Source organism: Sporolactobacillus sp. STSJ-5 (genome assembly GCF_024385605.1).
Lineage (GTDB): Bacteria > Bacillota > Bacilli > Bacillales > Sporolactobacillaceae > Sporolactobacillus.
This window is the reverse complement of record NZ_JANFOJ010000006.1, coordinates 13993-32554: the sequence shown is the minus strand read 5'-3', so window position 1 is coordinate 32554 and position 18562 is coordinate 13993. Positions and strand designations below refer to the sequence as shown.

Below are 18562 nucleotides of genomic sequence, written 5' to 3'. Positions count from 1 at the left end.
GAGATAGATAAAATCTCATAGTAATTTAATAAAGTGGCTGTAATTCCTTTTGGATTCATGGCCACTTTTTATTACATCTATATATATTTTTTTCAGGTTATCGTATCGACAATCCGATTTATCAGCTTGTCCACTCGTTGTAGCTGATCAAGCAAGATACCGACGCACATATTGATTTAATACTTCTTTAGCGGGTTTTTCAGCCATTCCTATTCCTCCTAGGTATATTTATCAGGAAATGCACTTTGGTGAATTTCTTGATTAAAGTTCATCATAGTGTTCGTTTAGACTGGTTTCAAAGGAGATGCTCGCAGTTAACGGAAGGGTCACAATATAAGAAAAACCGGGCAAAAAGCGCCCGGTCCTTAAATCATGCCGGATTTTGATTACGCTCCGGTTGCTCGCATCAACTGAGCGCGACCGCGGGCAGTCCGGGAGCCTCCTCAAGCAAACTAATACCTGCGGGGTCTCCCCTGGCCTGCGATCAACAGAGCCGCTCCGCAGGAGTCTCGCACCTGCGCATTTGGCTCACAACCTTTGGCTTTGGCGAAAATCATATACTTTCTTTCCTTGTAAAAAAGACTCGCACGGATCAATCCGTGCGAGTCTCGTATCTTTTCAATTATTTATAACGTGAACGCCGCATCGCAAAGGCTGGCTGCATCCGGCGATGATGACTGAATCGTAAAATAAGGCGGGTAGGACGTCCGCTGCGCAGTCGATTGATTACGAGCAGGAAGACTAAATAAGCGGTCGCTATGCCGACGATATACCACAAAGTCACAGACATGCCTGCGCGGTCGATAGCTACTCCGGTGACAGCCGGGAAAATGGCCGAACCGAGGCCAGACAATCCTGATATGATTGGCGTGACCAGCTGCGCGCTATTCGGAATGGAATAGTTCGCATAGACAAGCGTGATGGAATAGATGCCGGACATCATGAGTCCCAGCGTGCCGACGAAGACGTAACCCATCAGCGCATTTTTTAAAAAAATAAACAAAAGCAGTGAAACAATCGAGCCGCAGATACTCATCAGCAAATATGTGCTGTACGTAAGTTTGCGGATAATGAGTGCAGTAGCCGCGCGCCCAATAACCATCGCACCCCAGAAAATGCCGACGCTGATCGAGGCGTAGTACGCAGCTTGGTTCAGATACTGCATAAAAATCGATGACATGAAGTTATTCAAACTGCCTTCAAATCCACCATACAGGAATACGATGAGACCAAACAGTCCGAGCACGATCCATTTTAGATGCGTGCTCAGCGGCCGCTGTGTATCACTTGAACCGGAAGCGTCCAAGGGCTCGCTATTATCCACCATTTGTTTGGAGTAGGAAATTCGCGTCCAGACAATGGCAAGTACAACGGCGAGCACAGCGGTAACCACAAACAGGTAACGCCAGATGCCATGTGCAATGAAGAAGCTGGCAAGCAGCGGCATCGTGAATGCGCCTAGCCCGAAAGAAACCTCCAAATAGCTCATCGCAACTGCCTGCCGGCCAATGAACACTTCGATGAACATCGTTGCGACTACAATACCGATCGCAGCCGAGCCGACACTATTCAAAAAATAAAGAGCCATGAACAGTGGGAACGGCGGAAGCAGTAAAATACTGAATTGCGCTAAGGCAATAATCAGGGCAGAAATGGTCAAGATCGGTTTCGGGTGAAAACGGCGATTCAGATATGAAGTAAGCAGAACGCCTGCAAGAAATCCCATTGCGCCAACAAAAATCAGCCTTCCGCCAATTGTGTATGATACATGGTAATAACTTAAGAGTTCAGGCATCACGGATCCGATTGAAATAGCAGTCAATCCGGTAAGAAAATACAGGGCACAGGAGGCAAAGGTAAATTGGCGCATAGCAAGCGCTCCTTTCAAAATAAAGATTAATAAATAGAAATGTCACAGTCTTCTTAAGTCAACCAGAACATTGTAGCAGGAACAATTCGGTAAGAGAAGCTTTTTAACTCATTTTTTTTGCTTTTTTTACACTTTGTTTTCAAAGCTTTTTTTATGTAAAGCTGGGCAAGAAGTTTCTCTATAAACGTATGGAATATTAATGCAGCGAAACATGAATAATAATGTATGAAATGGATCAGATTCGGTGTGTCTGATTCTCCTTAACGATTTTATACGTGAAGTGGCGCACTTGATAACGGATTGATATAATCAAAGAAGGAAAACAAATTTTAGGAGGATTCGAATCATGGGGCAGACGATCGCGTTCCATAAAGCTGATCAACTAAAAGCGAAGCCTGATGCCAGCGGGTTAGGTTTTGGCAAGCATTTTACTGATTACATGTTTGAAATGGACTATTCTTTGGATGAAGGCTGGCATGATCCGAGGATTGTTCCCTACGGACCGATTACTCTTGATCCGGCAGCAACGATTTTTCATTATGGACAGGAAGTCTTTGAAGGCTTAAAAGCTTACCGAACTGAAGACAAGCGTATCCTGCTGTTCCGTCCGGACAAGAACATGGAACGAATGAATCAGTCCTGTGCACGGCTGAACATTCCGGAAATTGATGAGGAATTTGTGATTAAAGCAATTAAGAAACTGGTTGCCATTGAAGAGGCATGGATTCCATCTCAGCCGGGACAATCGCTGTACATTCGTCCGTTCATTATTGGTACGGATTCAGCACTTGGTGTGCATCCTTCAGCGACCTACAAGCTGCTGATCATTCTGTCCCCTGTCGGCTCCTATTTCGGCAATTCAATGAGTCCTGTGAAAATCTATGTTGAAGACGAATATGTCCGCGCTGTTAAGGGCGGTGTCGGCTATGCGAAAACTGCGGGCAACTATGCTGCCAGCCTCAAGGCTCAGACTAAGTCGGAAGAAATGGGCTTTGATCAAGTGCTGTGGCTCGATGGTGTGGAGCACAAATACATCGAAGAAGTCGGCAGCATGAATATCTTCTTCAAATTTGACGACGAAGTATGGACCCCGGCACTGAACGGCAGTATTCTCCCCGGCGTTACGCGTGCTTCGGTGATCGAAATGCTCCAGCATTGGGGCGTAACCGTCAAAGAAAAGAAAATTTCTGTAAATAAGCTGTTCAAGAAAGCGGAAAAACAGAAGCTTAAAGAAGTATTCGGCACGGGAACGGCAGCTGTTATTTCTCCAGTCGGATTTCTGAAATGGGAAGACCATGTGATTAAGGTTGCCAACGGGAAAACAGGCAAGCTGTCTCAGAAATTGTACGACACACTCACAGGCATCCAGACCGGTAAGATCGAAGACAAGCTGGGTTGGACTCAAGAAGTTAAGGTTGATCATGAAGAAGCAACTGAAAAAGTCCAACCGAAAGCGGAAGAAGCACCAGAAGCCGTAAAAACGGAAGATAAGCCAAAAGAAGCAAAAGCAGAAGAAAAACCAAAGGAAAAAAAAGCAGTGGTTACTGATTAACGGTCATGGGAACCCAAGCCTTCGCGTGCATGCAAACGCGCGGGCTTTTTCTCTATTAACGGGAGTGTGAGAGATTTGGCATCAATGGAAAACTTGATTAACAGACGGGTTCGTGCTATTCAGATCAGTGGTATCCGACAATTTTTTAATAAAGTGAAGGACTACCCCGGAGCGGTATCACTGACAATTGGTCAGCCGGATTTTGCCACACCGGAACATGTGAAGGAAGCAGGAAAGACTGCAATTGATCAGAACAAGACAACGTATACGGCGAATGCGGGTCTGTTTGAGCTAAGACAAGCTATTTCCGGGTATGTTGCGGAAAAATATGATCTGCATTATGACCCTGCTTCTGAGATCATCACAACGGTTGGCGCGAGCGAGGCCATTGACCTTGCGTTTCGCACTTTATTGGAACCAGGTGACGAGGTCATTCTTCCGGGACCGGCATATCCGGGCTATGCAGCACCGATCACACTTGCCGGCGGCATTCCAGTTTACATTGACACGCGAGAGACGGATTTTAAAATGACTGCGCAACAAATTGCCGAACATCTGACTGAGCGAACGAAGGCAGTTATTCTTCCATATCCGTCTAATCCGACCGGATGTGTGCTCAGCGAGGCGGAGGTCGCGGCTATCGCCGAGGTGTTAAAAGATAAATCCGTTTTTGTCGTGTCGGATGAGATTTATAGTGAACTGACCTATGGACAAAGGCATACTTCAATTGCAACGTTCCCAGGCATGAAAGAAAAGACATTGGTGATTAACGGTCTGTCAAAATCACATGCAATGACGGGGTGGCGTATGGGCTATATTTTGGCTGATAATCCGATTGCCAATGAACTGATCAAAGTCCATCAATACGGCATTTCCTGCATTACAAGCATTACTCAGTATGCGGCGATTGAGGCGTTGACGGTCGGCAAGGATGACGCCGAGCCGATGCGGCAAGCGTATAAGGAACGGCTGGACTATGTGATTGGCCGACTTGAGGCTATGGGATTTGACGTTGTGCGTCCCGCAGGTGCTTTTTACGTATTTCCTTCAATTAAAAAGTTCGGCTTGTCCTCAGAGGACTTTGCCCTGCAGCTGCTTGATAAAGAACGGCTGGCAGCTGTTCCCGGCAGCGCATTTTCTTCATATGGTGAGGGCTACCTGCGACTCTCTTACGCCTATTCAATGGACGTTTTGAAGGATGGCTTGGATCGCTTGGAACGTTTTGTTGCGCGGTTTTAAATAAAAGGACACCAAAAAAGAGAATCGGAGCTTGCTCCGATTCTCTTTTTTAATCAATGGAAAGATTATGTCCGGTTTTTGGTGACTTCGGTCCGTGAATTTTGAGAATGCCGTTGGTGTAGGAAGCCTGCGTGTGTGCTCGGTTGATGGCATACGGCAAAGTCACCACGCGTTCAGCATGATCGAAGCGGCGCTCATGACTGTACGCGCCGGTTTCCTGATGCTGCGATTCCATTTCCACATCATTTTCCACAGCAATTTTCACCTTATCGCCAAGCAGCTCGATATGAATGTTGTCACGATCTGCACCGGGCAGTTCAGCTTCAACGATCCATTCATCTTTTGTATCATAGAGCCTGACCGGAAACCCGGTAAATGAATGATTGCTGAAAAAATCGTCGATTGATTTCAACACATCGCCGAACGGATTACTTTGAAAAAACGCATCGAGATCATTCATCAGATTTCTTCTTTTTGGCTGCTGCGGTTCTCTAGGGTCTTTGTTATCCACTATGATCCCTCCTCCTGAATGCTTATCTAACATCAGCATATGAATTAGGATGCTTTTTGTTTCATGGTTTTAAAGGCACCAGATCGAATGCTCAGCGTGCGATTTGGAAATAATGGGTGAGCAGAGGGGGAGAAAACGATGGTAAAAAAAGATAAGGTTTTGCTGGTCATTGATATGATTAATCCGCTTCAATTCAGCAAGGCAGGATTGCTGCTAAACGGTATGAAGCATATGATTGACCCTCTGGTGAAACTGATCACGCGGGCACGCCATGAAGGCATCCCGATCATTTACGTCAATGATAATTCGGGCAGATGGGAATCTGATCGTGATTATCTGATTCGTGAGGCATTAAAGGGAACGGGAGCGTCAGTTGTTCGACGCATCCTTCCTGATTCTTCCGACTATTTCATTATTAAACCCAAGCATTCCGGATTTTTTGCTACACCACTCCATGCACTGCTGCATGATCTGGGTGTGGAGACGCTGATCCTTACCGGTGTGGCAGGCAATATCTGTGTGCTTTTTACGGCGAACGATGCATACATGCGTGATTATAAGCTGATCGTTCCACAGGATTGCTGCGCATCGAATGTTCAAGAGGACAATGAGTATGCGCTGCGCATGATGAATCAGGTGCTTGGCGCGGATACACGCGCACAAACGGATATTGAGCTGTGATGATCCGATTCCTATTTCTCCTTTAAATTTGTGATAAGATAAAACTAGTTTATTAAGGACGAAAAGGTGGTTTCATCGATGATCGACGCGGCTCATCAAGCGCTGAAAAAATATTTTGGCTACGACCAATTTCGGAAGGGCCAAGATCAAATCATTTCTCGGTTAATGGATGGTCGGGATACGGTCGGCATTATGCCGACGGGCGGCGGAAAATCGCTTTGCTACCAGATCCCCGCGCTGCTTTTCTCTGGAGTGACACTGGTGATCTCGCCGCTGATTTCCTTGATGAAAGATCAAGTTGACGCGCTTGGCAACGCCGGGATTCACGCAACCTACATAAATAGTTCGCTAAGCTTTGCAGAAGGAAAGTCGAGGCTTGCAGCTGCAGCGAACGGAGACTATAAATTAGTTTACATTGCACCGGAGCGCTTAGAGGTTCCGGATTTTGTCCGTGCTCTGGAACGTATGCATGTTTCGCTCGTGGCCATTGATGAAGCGCATTGCATTTCACAGTGGGGTCATGATTTTCGTCCCAGTTATCGGTCTATACCCGTAATGATTACTCGATTTGAGCAAAGACCTACGGTTGTCGCCCTTACAGCGACGGCAACACCGAACGTCACATCGGATATTTGTCAGTTGCTCGGTATTGAGCCGAACGGGGTCATTGCGACCGGCTTTGCTCGTGATAATTTGAATTTTCAGGTGATCCGCGGTCAGAATGCGGATACCTTTTTGCTTGACTATTTGAAGAAGAATCAAGATCAGCCGGGAATTGTTTATGCGGCGACGCGCAAGGAAGTGGATCGGCTTTATGCGCGACTCGAGCAGAAGGGGCTTGCTGTCGGACGCTATCATGCCGGTCTTTCCGAACAGGAGCGTGCTTCAAGTCAGGAGCGGTTCCTTTATGATGACTTGACGGTGCTTGTCGCAACCAATGCGTTTGGAATGGGTATTAATAAATCAAATGTACGGTTTGTCATTCACTACAATATGCCGCGAAACATTGAAGCCTATTATCAGGAAGCCGGGCGTGCGGGGCGCGATGGAGAAAAAAGTGACTGCATTCTTTTGTTTGCGCCGCAAGATATCCGGTTGCAGAAGTTTTTTATCGATCAATCTGAGATGGACGATACGCTGAAGCAAGCAGAGTACCACAAACTAGATCAGATGATTGGCTATTGTCATACCGAGACCTGTCTGCAGGGCTATATTTTGCGCTATTTCGGCGAGCAGAATCCTGAGCCGTGCGCCCATTGCGGCAACTGTCTCGATACACGTGAAAAATCAGATGTAACGGTTGATGCACAGAAGGTACTCTCGTGTGTCAAGCGTCTGCGTGAACGCTATGGGAAAATGATGGTTGCCAAGGTGCTTGCCGGCGCATCAGATCAAAAACTGCTCTCTTTTCGGCTTGACCGGTTGCCCACATACGGCATTATGAAGGACCGAACGCAAAAGCAGATCAGTGAATTTATCGACTTCCTGACAGCCGAGCAATACCTTGTGCAACAGGGCGGCGCCTTTCCCGTTCTCGCTTTAAACGAGCGGTCGCTGCCGGTACTTAAAGGAGAGGAAAAGGTCCTCAAAAAAGGACGCGTTCGTGCAGAACGGCTGGCTGTAGACGATGCACTCTTCGAATCGTTGAAGCAGGTCCGCAAAACGCTTGCTCAGAAAGAGTTTGTTCCTCCATACATCATTTTTTCAGATCAGTCCCTGCGTGAGATGAGTGCGCGACTGCCGGCGACTGACCATGACTTCCTGATGATCAAGGGGGTCGGTCAGCAAAAATTAGAAAAATACGGACAAGCCTTCATGGAAGCAATTGCCGAGTATCAGGCTGAGCAGGAAGAAACGGTTAAATTCTAATTGAACAACAGGAGGGATTATGGACCTCTAAAATGTTTATTGAGCGTTAGTATTTATGATATCAACCACAAAATGCGAGGATAAGATGAAAACAGTTGTTTATATGGTTCGGCATGGCGAATCACCGAAAAATGATCGGAATGAACGAACGAGAGGACTAACCGCTCAAGGAATAATTGACGCACATCAAGTAACGCTTTTGTTGAAAAACGAGGCAATTGATGTTTTTGTTTCAAGTCCATATGAACGAGCAGTTCTAACGATTAAAGAGCTGGCGCATTCATTAGGGAGAAAGATCATTAGGTTTGAGGATCTTAAGGAACGAATGTTTACCTCGGGAAATCAGACTTTATCTAACGAAGAGCTGGCTGCATTGTTAAAAAGATCATTTCATGATCCAAAGTATGCCTTGCACGGAGGAGAGTCGAACGAAGTATGCCAACGACGAGCGGTTCGAGTACTTCTAGACCTGATAAACACATACCAAGGAAAGAAAATTGCCATTGGTACACACGGCGCAGTTATGACGTTAATGATGGGCTACTTTGATCATTCTTACAATTTGAATTTCCTGCTTCAGACGTCCAAACCCGATGTATACCGATTGGACTTTGACGGGTTGAAACTAATAAATGTAAGAAGACTGTGGCCTAATGGTTGACGTCAAACACATTTTAATAGGAGTGCATTCCCATATGAGAGAGATTCAGTTACATACACTTTACCGACATTTTAAGGGGAATCTATATATATTATGTCGAGGATGTCGCAATGGACTCGGAAGCGGAAAAAGAGATAGTTGTTTACCGAGCAATGTATGGCGAGCGGAAACTATGGGTCAGGCCTAAAGAAATGTTTTTATCGTCGGTTGATGCGGGAAAAGTAAATCCAACCGGTCAACATGATCGCTTTGAAATTTATCAAGGGGAATAGAAAAAAACACGGTTGATAATCATTTTTAATAAAGGTACAATGAGTCCTGTTGTTAACAAATCTCCTCACAAGATCACGAGGGGGTAGAGGCGCGGCAGTTAAGATAAGCGCATCTGAGGCGAAGAGAAGCCGGACGGTGCGCGTAAGGAACTGTTGCCGAAGTACATTCGGTTTCTCTTGCCGAGTGTGCTGGGTCCGTTTTCGAAAGGGGCGGGACTGTCACATGTTTTTTAGGCATGTGGTGTGCTATCGGTGGAAGATGTGCGAGGAGTAAATGGATCAATAAGCCTGTATTTTAAACAGATCTTATTCTTTTTTACTATAAAAGTTTCCCGTCCGCCGAAGGCATGATCTTGCCTTGGCGGGCGTTTTTAGTAACCATGAATTATATTCTTCACATATCTCCCCGAAATACAGAGAGGGAGAGAGAAAAAGTGCAGCAGAAGAGAAATAATCAATTAAGGCGCGGGTTAAAATCACGTCATTTGACGATGATCGCGCTTGGGGGAGCAATCGGAACAGGGCTTTTCCTCGCCAGTGGAAACGCAATCTATACGGCCGGTCCGGGCGGTGCACTGCTCGCGTATGGATTAACAGGCATCATGGTTTATTTCCTGATGACCAGTCTTGGCGAACTGGCGACCTACATGCCGACAAGCGGATCGTTCAGCACCTACGCGACGCGCTTTGTCGATCCGTCGTTCGGTTTCGCACTTGGCTGGAATTATTGGTACAATTGGGCGATTACCATTGCGAGCGAATTGTCCGCCGCAACACTGATCATGAAATTCTGGTTTCCCAACAGTTCGTCGATGCTTTGGAGCGGTCTATTTCTGCTTGTTATCTTCTTACTTAATGCTTTAACGGTTAAGGGCTACGGTGAGTCGGAATATTGGTTTGCATTTATTAAAGTCGCAACAGTCATCCTTTTTATTGTTGTCGGGTTGCTGATGATTTTCCGTGTTCTTGGCGGCGGTGTGCCCGGATTTCATAACTTTGCCGTTGGTGACGCGCCGTTTCATGGTGGATTTCTGGCGACATTCGGTGTATTCCTCGCAGCCGGATACTCTTTTCAAGGAACGGAGCTGCTTGGTGTGAGTGCCGGTGAAAGCGAGCATCCGGAAAAAAGTGTTCCGAAAGCAATGAACACGATTTTCTGGCGGATACTCCTATTTTATATTCTAGCAATCTTCGTTATTGCCATGATCATTCCTTATACGAGTCATAATTTGTCTGCGACCGATCAGGTTATGGTCAGTCCCTTCACGCTTGTGTTTCAGAGAGCGGGGCTTGCGATTGCCGCGTCGGTGATGAATGCCGTTATTTTAACGGCGGTGCTCTCGGCAGGAAATTCCGGACTGTATGCATCGACGCGTATGCTCTATGCACTCGCTCGAAAAGGAAAAGCACCGAAATTCCTTGGCTATGTGACAACGCATGGTATTCCCATCTGGTCGCTTGTCGTTACAGCTGCGTTCGGTCTGCTTGCTTTCTTTGCCTCCGGATTCGGTGACGGCATTGTTTATAACTGGCTGCTTAGCGCATCAGGCATGTGCGGTTTTATTGCGTGGCTCGGCATCGCGATCAGTCACTATCGTTTCCGCCGTGCCTATGTTGCACAAGGAGGAAAAGTGAGTGACCTTCCTTATCGGGCAAAGTGGTTCCCGTTTGGTCCGTTGTTCGCTTTTGCGGTATGCATGGTGGTCGTGATCGGACAAAGCTTCGGCGCATTTTCCGGCGGCCGGATCGATTGGGGCGGAATTGTTGCCGCCTACATTGGTATTCCGATTTTTCTTGCTGTTTGGCTGATCGCCAAATGGAAGATGAAGTCAAAATTGATTCCGCTTGATCAATGCGATCTGTCGCGTCATTCGGATGACACCGATGAAATTTGAGAAACTCGATATTTAATGAGATAGGCCATCATGCAAATACTGGGAAAAGCATTTGTTCGTGTTAAAATAGAGACAAGTCTAGTAAATGATTCAGAGAAGAGGAAAAAACATGCATGTACTACTGCAAATACATGGCCTCGTTTGGGGGCTTGTCGTGATCCTTTTTATCCTAAGCTATCTTCTCACGGAGCAAAAAGTGTGGAGTATGATTCTGCGGACGGCTTATCTGGTTATGATTATAACCGGAGTAGTCATGCTCTTCTTAATCCATTTCCCACTGGTGCCGACGATTAAAGGCGTGCTTTCCTTCGCCTTAATCGGACTCATGGAAGTGGCGATGGGCAAACGTAAGAAAAAAGAATCATCCTGGATCTTTCTTGTTTTGATTGCCGTGCTTCTGATCTTGATTTTGCTGATGGGTTATCATGTGATCTAAAAAAGAACTTTTCCCGATAAATGCTGGGAAAAGTTCTTTTCATTTATTGGTTAATTTTGCACAGGGGTTTCATTGAGAATTCCGGAAGCTTTGATCCGTATGACGGCTTCCTTCAGGCGTTCCTCGGATTCGAGCAGTCCGGCTCGGACGAATTGATTCCCATGGGTACCAAATCCGGCACCCGGTGCCACCGCAACATGAGCACGTTCAAGTAGAGCGTCGGCAAAGGTTTCGGAGGTATAACCGCTTGGAGCCTTGAACCAGCAGAAGAACGAGCCTTGCGGTGCGATAACATCCCAACCGATCGCGCGTATGCCGGAGACGAGTACGTTGCGACGATGCTCGTACAGCGCGCATAATTCTTGAACGGATTGCTGCGGCCCGAGCAGAGCAGCTGCGGCTGCATCTTGAATGGCGCTTGGCACGTCCGAATGATCAATGTCATGGAACTGACTGAGAGCTCGAATAATTGAGGCATTGCCGACTGCGAACCCGATGCGGAATCCGGCCATATTATAGGTTTTTGACAACGTGTAAACTTCAATGCCTTGTTCCTTTGCACCAGGAGTTTGCAGAAAGCTGAGCGGGCGCTTACCGTCAAAGCCGAATGCTGCATAGGCGAAATCATGAACAACCGGAATATGATGCGCTTGTGAAAAAGCAACGGTATCCGCAAAAAATTCTTTTGTAGCCATCGCTCCGGTCGGATTGTTCGGATAATTCAGCATCAGAAGCTTTGACTTTTGCAGAATCTTTTCAGGAATCGTTTGGTAGTTTGGTAAAAATCCGTCTTCAGCATGAACCGGTATGCCATAGGTTTCAGCGCCGGCCAAGTGCGGGCAAACAAAATAGAGCGGATAGCCGGGATCGGTTGTCAACATGACGTCGCCCGGATTCAGCATCGCTTGCGGAAGTGCTGAAATAGCGACGGTTGCGCCGTCAAACACGGTTACTTCCGTCTCCGGATCAACGGAAACACCGTATTCGCGCATATAAAATTCACTGATGGCCTCTTTGAGTGTTGCTGTACCGCCCGCAGGAGGATATCCTTGATTTTCATGAAGCTGAGCAGCTTTATTCATTGCCTGAATAATTGGTTTGGGGGTCGGTTGATCAGGACTTCCGGTATGAAGATGAATGACATCAATGCCTTGCTTGACCACCGAATTGATCCGATGATCAATGCTTGTAAAGTAATTGGCGGGAAGTGCTTGAACCTGCCGGGATGGGATGAATTCAGCCATAAATAACCCTCTTTTCCTTACATTCTTTCTATACACTATGACCTATTAAGTAAAATCGTTCGCTGCGAATTGAGCAAACCATGGTGCGGTCTATCAATCTTTCAGACACGCAACGTATCCTATAATAACCTTTTTTTGTCTTCTTATCTACCTGCCGGAACCGTTCCGAACATGCTGAATAAAATAGTGTGAAATGCCTATGCATCTGCAGAATGAATAGGCCTGCAAATGACAGGAGCGGGAAGGGTGGAACTATGTTTGTCTATACAGTGAGGGCTGGTGACTCATTATTTGGAATCAGCCAGAAATTTGATATTCCTGTGAATACATTAAGAGCAGTAAATGGACTGACGGCGACGAATATCGTCACCGGTCAGTCGCTGCTCGTGACAAGTGATGTTTATACAGTACAGCCGGGCGACAGTCTTTGGACGATTTCGCGCATGGCGTATGTTCCGTTAAGCGCGGTGCGTCAAGCGAATCCAGGGATTAATCCTGATCGCTTAAGTCCCGGTCAGAAAATTAATCTTCCGGCGATTGAACGCCGTGTGGCGACCCATTTCAGCTACTCGCAGCTTCGGACACCGGCAATTGATCAAGCGGTAATTGCGGACAATGCACCATATCTAACCTATATTGGTTTGTTCGAAACTCATTTTAATTGGAACGGCGATTTGAGTCCGCTCAATGACAATGCAGCCGTACTTGCGTCTTGGCGCGGACGGGTGACACCGGTCATTACCGTTACCAATTTGACCGAGACAGGATTTAATTCAGCTCTTGTTCAACGCGTTCTGAACACACCGGATGTTCAGCAGCGCTTGATTGACAACATGATTAATTATGCCACGTCTGATGGGTACGGCGGCATCAATGTGGATTTTGAAGGTGTCCTTCCGGCTGACCGGAATGCTTTTGTTATGTTTCTCCAAGCGCTGCAGCAGCGCACGCAGGCAGCCGGGCTGAATCTCAGTATTGCGGTTCCGGCCAAGACCGACGATACGGTGCCGTGGGTGCGCGGCTATGACTATGCAGCAATCGGAGCCATTGTCGACCAATTTTTTATCATGGCTTATGATTGGCATTATGCAGGCAGTGAGCCGGGACCTACCGCACCGATTCAAGATGTCATCGCTACAGTCAATTATGCAGCTAGTGTGATGGATCGCAATAAGATTATCATGGGTACGCCGTTTTATGGCTATGACTGGCCGATTCCTTTTTCCAGCCAAAATCCGGGCAGAGCGATTACGTATCAAGCAGCGGTAAATCTTGCCATGAGTGAACAAGTGCCGATTAACTATTCGACAGCAGATCAGGCAGCATACTTCTACTATACAGATGACAGTGGGCAAAACCGTGTTGTCTGGTTTGAAGATGTGCGCAGCCTGTTTGAAAAAGCGCAGATTGTTTATAATTCGCGGATCGGCGGCATTGGTACCTGGCAAATTAATTTTGCGATGCCACAGTATCCATGGGTATTCACCCACTTTTTCCAGATTCGCAAGGTTTAATCGGCCTGCATATCACGTGAAAACGCACGTCTTTCATGCTATGGTTAATCCTAGGTAAACACATAGGAAAGCGAGTGGGATGAATGGCAGTGAAAACGATTGGATTTGTTGGAACCGGAGTCATGGGCAAGGGTATGATTCGCAATCTGATGAAGGCAGGATTTGCGCTTCAGGTCTATAATCGAACGAAAAGTAAAGCAGATGATCTTGTTTCGGAGGGAGCTGTTTGGAAATCGAGCCCTGAGGAAGCGGCAGAAGGAGCGGATGCAGTCATTACGATGGTCGGTTATCCAAAGGATGTCGCTTCCGTTTATTTTGATAACGGGATCATTGATCATGCTGAAAAAGGCGCCTATTTAATTGACATGACAACCTCATCACCTCAGCTTGCGGAAAAAATTTATAAGGCAGCCGCGGAAAAAGGTTTGCACGCACTTGACGCTCCGGTTTCCGGCGGCGATGTCGGCGCGAAGAACGGTACGTTGTCGATTATGATCGGCGGAGATTCGAAAGATGCTGAGACACTGGCACCGGTTTTTCAAGCCATGGGGCAGAAAATCGTGTATCAGGGAAAAGCAGGCTCGGGTCAGCATACGAAAATGGCGAATCAAATTGCCATCGCCTCAAACATGATCGGCGTTGCGGAAGCATTAGCCTATGCAAAGCATGCCGGACTTGATACCGATACGGTGATGGAGAGCATCGAAACAGGCGCAGCCGGCAGCTGGTCACTGACCAATCTCGGCCGACGAATGCTGAAAGGCGATTTTGAACCGGGCTTCTATATCAAGCATTTAATTAAAGATGAACGAATCGCGCTCGAATCGGCCGAAGCAATGGGCATGGATGCACCGGGACTTGCATTGTCCAAGAAGATCTATGATGAGCTCGCCGAACAAGGCGAAGAAAACAGCGGAACACAAGCAATCTACAAAAAATATTGGAATCAATAAATAGTGAAAAGGAAAGGCTGCGGCTGATGTCGCAGCCTTTTTTGCAAGATAAGAAAGTATAAGATTTTACCCCATTTTTAAACGAATAAACCACTAGTGTCTTGACCGAGAATCAAAGCGGAGGTGCGAGACGCCTGCGGGATCAGGTGCCAGCGAGACCCCGCAGATTTCTGCTTGTCTGAGGAGGCTCGCGGTGCGCCCGCGGTCGTGCTCTGTTGATGCGAGCAAACGAAGCGATGATTCAACACTGTAAAGACACAAACCAATCACACATGGCTGGAGATTAAGGACCGGGCGTTTTGTGCCCGGTTTTTCTTACAAGTAAAGAAAGTTAAGGTTTTGTCTTGCTGGTATGACGATAAGCCTCATAAGCTGCTGATTCCCAATCTGCTCTTATCAGTTGGGCGATGAGGTAAGCGTCCAATCTGATAAATAGAAGGAAAAATTACCCTTATTTAGAAAATGAACGAAAAAATAGCTTAAATAGGCGGAAAAATTCCGCTTATCGAATTGAAAAACATGAAAATGGAGGGTTTTGCTTTGCATAAGCGGAAAAATTACCCTTATTCACCGGCGAAACAAGCTCCATGGTGCATATAACCGGAAAATCTCCGCTTATTTTACTCGTTACCTAATGAAGGATCAGGATAATGAAACAGAAGTGAGATGAATGGGAGCATTTTTTATACTAGTAGCTGTGATAAAAACTCAACTATAAAAAACGGAAATGTTCGATGAAAATTTCACACCACTAATTAATAGAAACCTCTCTGAGCCGCAAATGAGACGAGTCATTGGACAGATGCTAGAATAAGAAAAGAATCGTTGTTGAGAGGACTGAACTCATGAAAAGTTTTATAGTAATTGGCGCTGTATTAGCCTTCCTGTCTGTAGCATTTGGCGCATTCGGGGCTCATATATTGAAAACGCGGCTCACCGAACAAGATTTGGCGGTATTTCAAACGGGTGTTCATTATCAGATGTACCATGCGCTGGGACTGATTGTGATCGGCATCCTCGCACTGACCGTATTCAGCGGGCAGAGCACGTTGCTTTCTTGGTCCGGATGGTTGATGGCAGTCGGTGTTCTGCTTTTTTCCGGCAGCTTGTATGCGCTGACGTTGAGCGGTGTTCGCATGCTTGGAGCCATTACACCGATCGGCGGCGTTGCCTTTCTCGCAAGCTGGCTGCTTGTTGTTATGGCCGCATTGCGCGCGTAATGGCACACAGTATTATTTAATTCGAACGATACTGGAGGCTTTTGCAATGGATTGGAGAGAAAATAGGGTTGAGTCTGCTCTAAACGGGACAAATCCAATGGTTCTAGCAAAAATGAAGAGCGGCTTTGCAGTTATCGGAGATACACAATTTTTACCCGGCTATTGTGTCTTACTGCCCAAAAAAGAAGTATTGAGCCTCAATGATCTGACAATTGATGAGCGGTCGCAGTTTCTCACAGACATGAGTTTAGTAGGAGACGCGATTATGAACGTGTGCCATCCTCTAAGAATCAATTATGATATCTTGGGGAATACAGACGCGTTCTTACATGCACATATTTTTCCAAGATATGAATGGGAAAAAGATGAGAGAAGAAAAATGCCTGTTTGGCTGTATGACTCATCAAATTGGTACGACGAAGAAAAGCATTTTAATGAGCATAAGCACGGCAAATTAAAAGAAGAACTGGCAAATTATTTGAAACATATATACGAAAAATAGCAGATTCGTAGTTGGCAGCTACGGAATCACTTGGACACAAAATGGAGCATCTCCTTGGGCGGAGGTGCTCCGTTTTTGTTAGAAAATTATCTTCCGGTCGGAGATTGCGGACCATAAGGATATTCATAGCTGAGCGGCCCGGTAAACTCGAAATAGTTGACGAAAACCATGGGAATTAGGTAACGGACGCGTGTTTCCTCATCTTCAATGATCACATGATCGCGCCCAGCGGCCTCGACCGTACCGGTAAATGATTTGGCATTCCATTGGCTGTTGCCTTCAAAGGTACAGTAAACCGTCGCTGTTTTGCCGAGATTCAGCCTTAAAATGTTTTCGATGTAGGATTGCTCAACGAACGGCAACGGCAGAACTTGCGGTACTGCAGGCGCAACTGGCTGACCGGTTTGCGGTACGGGTATTGTGTATGCAGGATACGGATAAGGAACCGTTTGCGCAGCAGGCGGGACTCCGGGAGCCTGTGTCAGCTGCCCTTGGAATGGAAAGGTACCGCTCGGTTGCTGTTGCGGTGCCACTTGCTGTCTTGAAGCGTCCCAGCCCGGCTGCGCGCCGGGATCAGGACTGAATGATGCACCATAAGGCCAGCTGTCTGGCGGAAATTGAACACCCATAAGTAAAGTCACTCCTTAGCAATAAAATGATCAATAAACACTTGGGCAGACGGATTCACTTGGGGCAAAGAAGCAATGTGCTTTAAATCGTCCGGTGTTCCATTGATTGTACCATTGGGCGGGACAAGCGCCCGAAGGCTGGAAAAACCAAAGCGAATTGGATGCGGGATGAAAACGTTCACCATTAAGCGTGCGCTGGGCAAGGCGTTTGTCCACGCTACGCGCCGCTTGATAAAAGTAGCCCTTTTGTGTCGCTTCAAATCCACCGGGACTTTGGAAAACCATCTGTTGGATCGTCCTCAATCCCTCAAAGTCAAGGCAGTTTCCGAGCACGCGATTCACGCCGACGTTGCCGACCATCAGCATGCCGAGCTGACCGTCGCCTTCAGCCTCCGCACGCATCAGCCGGGCGAGCAGTGAAACATCATTAGCAGTGTGTTGAACCACGGCCATAGCCGTAAATACCTCCTTTGTGAAAGGAAAATACAACTTATTTTCAATAGGTATGAGCTCTCCGATATTCGTACCTTAAAGCCTATGCCAGGCAGAGCAAATAATGACAATGGATACCGGAAAATCGAATCGTAAATAAAAAAAGACCTGTTTTCAGGTCTTTCGATAAAGTGAAACAATTATAATGAAAACTTTTGATTAAAAAGTTCTTGTGATAGTTGCGTGCCAACGAAAAAGGGCCCGAAGTCACCAAAGCGGGCGCTCGCTTCATCAAAGCGCATTTCGTAGACAATCTTTTTGAATTGCAGGGGATCATCTGAAAAAAGGGTGACGCCCCATTCCCAATCATCGAATCCAACGGAACCAGTGATAATCTGGTGAATTTTGCCTGCATATTTGCGGCCGATCTGGCCATGGCTTTTCATCATTTCCCGTCGTTCTTCCATCGGAAGCATGTACCAATTGTCGCCGTGCTCGCGCTTTTTATCCATCGGGTAGAAGCAGAAGTAATCGGTTTTCGGTAAAATTGGTTTTAAACGCTGCTGTACACGCGGATTGGCGTAGGGATCACCGCCGGATTTGCCTAGATAGTTGCTCAATTCAACAACAGAAACAAAGGAATAGGCAGGGTTTGCAACCTCACCCAGCTTGGATTTATCGAATTCAGTTTCCAAATCGCTAAGCTCGTCCATGGTCGGACGAAGCGAAATCATGACGAAGTCCGCTTTCTGTCCGAGTACCGAATACATGGCGAAGCTGCCGCCGCGTGCATCTTCATTCAGTTCCGCTTGGGTCAGAAACTGATTGAATTCCATCAAAGTCTGCTGCCGTTCCCACTCGGATTTCGTTTTCCATTCCTGCCAGTCAATGGTTCGAAAATCATGAAGGCAGTACCATCCATCCAGCGTTTGGGCTGCTTCAGACATAGTGAACACCTCTTTTTTATTCTAAAAAAATAATAGATCAGCTCATGTGTCGCATGAGAAAAACCTATGGCAAGTTGCCATCATGGCTTGACTGGTTTTTCTTTCGCTTAACTTAATATAGCATAGATAAAGTAA

At 46.6% G+C, this 18562-nt stretch carries 18 protein-coding genes and 1 riboswitch; of the genes, 12 read left to right on the top strand and 6 right to left on the bottom strand.

Annotated elements, in window-relative coordinates; all coding sequences use genetic code 11:
- Positions 1-622: 622 nt before the first annotated feature.
- The gene (locus tag NOM01_RS07510; RefSeq protein WP_255747742.1) at positions 623-1870 is read right to left on the bottom strand and encodes an MFS transporter; all 1248 of its coding nucleotides are present in this window, start codon (positions 1868-1870) and stop codon (positions 623-625) included.
- Positions 1871-2216: 346 nt separating this feature from the next.
- On the opposite strand from NOM01_RS07510, the gene NOM01_RS07505 reads away from it, so the two are divergent.
- Both NOM01_RS07505 and NOM01_RS07500 read left to right on the top strand, forming a co-directional pair.
- Entirely contained in the window at positions 2217-3422 is a 1206-nt protein-coding gene (locus NOM01_RS07505; protein WP_255747741.1) for a branched-chain amino acid aminotransferase, read from the top strand.
- Positions 3423-3506: 84 nt separating this feature from the next.
- The gene (locus tag NOM01_RS07500) at positions 3507-4661 is read left to right on the top strand and encodes an aminotransferase A (RefSeq protein ID WP_255747931.1); all 1155 of its coding nucleotides are present in this window, start codon (positions 3507-3509) and stop codon (positions 4659-4661) included.
- 49 nt (positions 4662-4710) lie between these two features.
- Here the strand turns inward: NOM01_RS07500 and NOM01_RS07495 are convergent, their stop codons facing one another.
- On the bottom strand, positions 4711-5172 hold the full coding sequence (locus NOM01_RS07495; protein WP_255747740.1) for an Hsp20/alpha crystallin family protein: 462 nt from the start codon (positions 5170-5172) through the stop codon (positions 4711-4713).
- A 138-nt stretch (positions 5173-5310) separates the two neighbouring features.
- Between NOM01_RS07495 and NOM01_RS07490 the strand changes: the two genes are divergently transcribed.
- The 6 genes from NOM01_RS07490 (at position 5311) to NOM01_RS07465 (ending at position 10986) form a co-directional block, all read left to right on the top strand.
- Positions 5311-5853: a cysteine hydrolase family protein gene (locus NOM01_RS07490; protein WP_255747739.1), complete on the top strand. Its 543-nt coding sequence runs from the start codon at positions 5311-5313 to the stop codon at positions 5851-5853.
- Positions 5854-5931: 78 nt separating this feature from the next.
- Positions 5932-7722: a DNA helicase RecQ gene (gene recQ, locus NOM01_RS07485; protein WP_255747738.1), complete on the top strand. Its 1791-nt coding sequence runs from the start codon at positions 5932-5934 to the stop codon at positions 7720-7722.
- An 85-nt stretch (positions 7723-7807) separates the two neighbouring features.
- The gene (locus tag NOM01_RS07480) at positions 7808-8383 is read left to right on the top strand and encodes a histidine phosphatase family protein (protein ID WP_255747737.1); all 576 of its coding nucleotides are present in this window, start codon (positions 7808-7810) and stop codon (positions 8381-8383) included.
- A gap of 53 nt (positions 8384-8436) precedes the next feature.
- Positions 8437-8655, top strand: a complete 219-nt coding sequence (locus tag NOM01_RS07475) for a DUF1653 domain-containing protein (RefSeq protein ID WP_255747930.1) — start codon at positions 8437-8439, stop codon at positions 8653-8655.
- A 76-nt stretch (positions 8656-8731) separates the two neighbouring features.
- Positions 8732-8912, top strand: a riboswitch (Lysine riboswitch).
- A gap of 234 nt (positions 8913-9146) precedes the next feature.
- Entirely contained in the window at positions 9147-10550 is a 1404-nt protein-coding gene (locus tag NOM01_RS07470; protein WP_255747928.1) for an amino acid permease, read from the top strand.
- A gap of 109 nt (positions 10551-10659) precedes the next feature.
- Positions 10660-10986, top strand: a complete 327-nt coding sequence (locus NOM01_RS07465) for a DUF1516 family protein (protein ID WP_255747736.1) — start codon at positions 10660-10662, stop codon at positions 10984-10986.
- Between the two features lie 50 nt (positions 10987-11036).
- Here NOM01_RS07465 and NOM01_RS07460 read toward each other — a convergent pair whose 3' ends face one another.
- Positions 11037-12230, bottom strand: coding sequence for an aminotransferase class I/II-fold pyridoxal phosphate-dependent enzyme (locus tag NOM01_RS07460; protein WP_255747735.1), 1194 nt, complete (start codon positions 12228-12230; stop codon positions 11037-11039).
- A 254-nt stretch (positions 12231-12484) separates the two neighbouring features.
- Here NOM01_RS07460 and NOM01_RS07455 point away from each other — a divergent pair, with 254 nt between their 5' ends.
- From NOM01_RS07455 to NOM01_RS07440, 4 genes are all read left to right on the top strand, one after another.
- Positions 12485-13744, top strand: a complete 1260-nt coding sequence (locus tag NOM01_RS07455) for a glycosyl hydrolase family 18 protein (protein WP_255747734.1) — start codon at positions 12485-12487, stop codon at positions 13742-13744.
- A gap of 83 nt (positions 13745-13827) precedes the next feature.
- A complete protein-coding gene (locus NOM01_RS07450) occupies positions 13828-14697 on the top strand; it encodes an NAD(P)-dependent oxidoreductase (protein WP_255747733.1) in 870 nt (289 codons plus the stop codon).
- A gap of 845 nt (positions 14698-15542) precedes the next feature.
- Positions 15543-15917, top strand: coding sequence for a DUF423 domain-containing protein (locus tag NOM01_RS07445; protein ID WP_255747732.1), 375 nt, complete (start codon positions 15543-15545; stop codon positions 15915-15917).
- 46 nt (positions 15918-15963) lie between these two features.
- Complete coding sequence (locus NOM01_RS07440; protein ID WP_255747731.1) at positions 15964-16419, top strand: HIT family protein; 456 nt, start codon at positions 15964-15966, stop codon at positions 16417-16419.
- 86 nt (positions 16420-16505) lie between these two features.
- On the opposite strand, the gene gerQ is transcribed toward NOM01_RS07440, so the two are convergent.
- The 3 genes from gerQ to hemQ all read right to left on the bottom strand — a co-directional run bounded on the left by gerQ (position 16506) and on the right by hemQ (position 18427).
- Positions 16506-17048, bottom strand: a complete 543-nt coding sequence (gerQ, locus tag NOM01_RS07435; protein WP_255747730.1) for a spore coat protein GerQ — start codon at positions 17046-17048, stop codon at positions 16506-16508.
- A gap of 30 nt (positions 17049-17078) precedes the next feature.
- Positions 17079-17501: a cell wall hydrolase gene (locus NOM01_RS07430; RefSeq protein WP_255747729.1), complete on the bottom strand. Its 423-nt coding sequence runs from the start codon at positions 17499-17501 to the stop codon at positions 17079-17081.
- A 179-nt stretch (positions 17502-17680) separates the two neighbouring features.
- Positions 17681-18427: a hydrogen peroxide-dependent heme synthase gene (gene hemQ, locus NOM01_RS07425; RefSeq protein WP_255747728.1), complete on the bottom strand. Its 747-nt coding sequence runs from the start codon at positions 18425-18427 to the stop codon at positions 17681-17683.
- Positions 18428-18562 lie beyond the last annotated feature (135 nt).